3 protein-coding genes are annotated in these 1,826 nt (G+C 38.0%); 1 reads left to right on the top strand and 2 read right to left on the bottom strand.

The genetic code is table 11. From position 1 onward, the window contains the following. A partial coding sequence (locus EWM59_RS27385; protein ID WP_165372273.1) for an IS4 family transposase occupies positions 1-970 on the bottom strand: 970 nt, incomplete at its 3' end. Continuing rightward, positions 967-1,131: a hypothetical protein gene (locus EWM59_RS28035; RefSeq protein WP_165372164.1), complete on the bottom strand. Its 165-nt coding sequence runs from the start codon at positions 1,129-1,131 to the stop codon at positions 967-969. The genes EWM59_RS28035 and EWM59_RS27385, both read right to left, overlap by 4 nt. A gap of 183 nt (positions 1,132-1,314) precedes the next feature. Between EWM59_RS28035 and EWM59_RS27380 the strand changes: the two genes are divergently transcribed. Next, a partial coding sequence (locus EWM59_RS27380) for an IS110 family transposase (RefSeq protein ID WP_130024302.1) occupies positions 1,315-1,826 on the top strand: 512 nt, incomplete at its 3' end.

Raw genomic sequence — 1,826 nt, 5'->3', positions numbered from 1 at the left:
TTCTTAATAAACCAATCGCTATTAAACTCAATAGACTGATGGTATTAAAGAGTGCTTGTGGGGATTGTAATTGTCTTTGTTGGATACTACAACCCGTTTTGAGACATTTATGAAAATCTTCACAGGTAGTCCATCTGCGGGTATAGGTATCAATAATAGCTACCGCCTCTGCTAAAGTCTTTACCGGCACATTGGTAAGTATCATCCAATGGGCTAAGTCTTGTCCTTTGATAGGTTGAAGTTGCTGCAAGGTGAGTACATAAATAGGTTTAATTAAATCCTGTAAGTCAACTTTTGCAAAAGTAATCTGACACTCACATAGGTGTGCTTTGCCTTTGGCATCTAAGAGCGAACGTTCAACAATCCCACCAGGGGTTAAACTTTGCAAATAGGGCTTCAGGGTTTGAGTACTGTTTTTGAGTTTACGGTCATGTCTGCCATTGATAATAAAGAGTTGTCGATGGGTAAGTGCATAATTGAAGACCTCTGCCACATCAGCTTCTTTATCAGCTACTTGTACAACCGATATACCCGTTTTACGTCCATATTTACGGGCAAAATCAATGGCTTCAATCCATTTAGCACTCTCCTTTTCTTCAAAAGGACGCAGGTGTCTTTGATGACGTTTACCATAATCATCCCTATCTCTTTGTATGAACTCTTGGATGGGTAAGCCTAAAGGTACATAATGGTTGTCTGTCAGAATACCATTATGTATTAATACTCCATTATCGCTTCCGGTTTGAAGGTAGCCTAAATCCATCTGACGGGTAGGATAATTGCCCACTGTACTATCCTGAAACAGATAATAATATTGTTTCTTATCTGGTAAGGACTGTGTCAGAGAATACGCAATCAACCCTTTACGATAAGACTTAATAATATCCGCACAGTTAAGCTCGCTATTATTCACTAAACGATAGAGTCCTTTCAAGGCATATTGATTTTTGAAAACATGAGGAAAACTCAAGCTACTATCTGTCTTAAATAGTTCAGATTGGCAAAAAAACACCTTTTATTCAGACGTTTATCGCCAAAACGATAATGTTGCATCTGATAAGAAATCACCGATTCTATTACCATATAATATTCTGTTTTGGTCTCTATGTCAAAGAACGTAATTTTTTGCAAAAATACCCAAATTATGGGTAAGACACACCTCGGGAGAGGGAGATTTAGAGGGTGAGGAGAAAATTCCACCAAATAATATTTCGTACGATTTTCTTTTGAGTTTGTATGTTTGAAAAAATAGCTTCGGAATCAGTTTCACAGTAACTTTAAGTTAACAGCAGTGAAAACCAAAAACCGAAGCATATGAAAACAAAAGTAAGAGATTTTAGCGGAGAATCAATCTATGTAGGGATTGATTCACATTTAAAGAGTTGGAAAGTGACAGTGATGTCTAAAGAGTTGATGCTTAACTCCTTTACCCAACCACCAGATAGTGTACAACTTTCTGCCTACTTGAAGGGACATTATCCCGGAGCCGATATTCATTGTGTGTATGAAGCGGGATTTGCAGGATTCAATATTCAACGTCAGTTAAGTTCAGCAGGTATTAATTGTATAGTAATTCACCCTGCAGATGTACCTACAAGTGATAAGGAGAAACGTCGTAAGAGTGATAGCATAGATAGTGGAAAGTTGGCCAGAGGGCTAAAAAACGGAGATTTTAAAGCCCTTTATGTTCCTCCATTGGAACAACAGCAGGACAGGTCACTACTGAGGGTTTATGATAGACTTACCCGAGATATAACCCGGGTAAAGAATCGGATAAAATTCTTTCTGATGTATTTTGGAGAAGCTATCCCTGTTGAATTGCAAAC

The organism is Emticicia agri, assembly GCF_004168285.1.
GTDB classification, from domain to species: Bacteria; Bacteroidota; Bacteroidia; order Cytophagales; family Spirosomataceae; genus Emticicia; species Emticicia agri.
The sequence above is the reverse complement of the archived record's forward strand: the minus strand, read 5'-3'. Positions and strand labels throughout refer to the sequence as shown.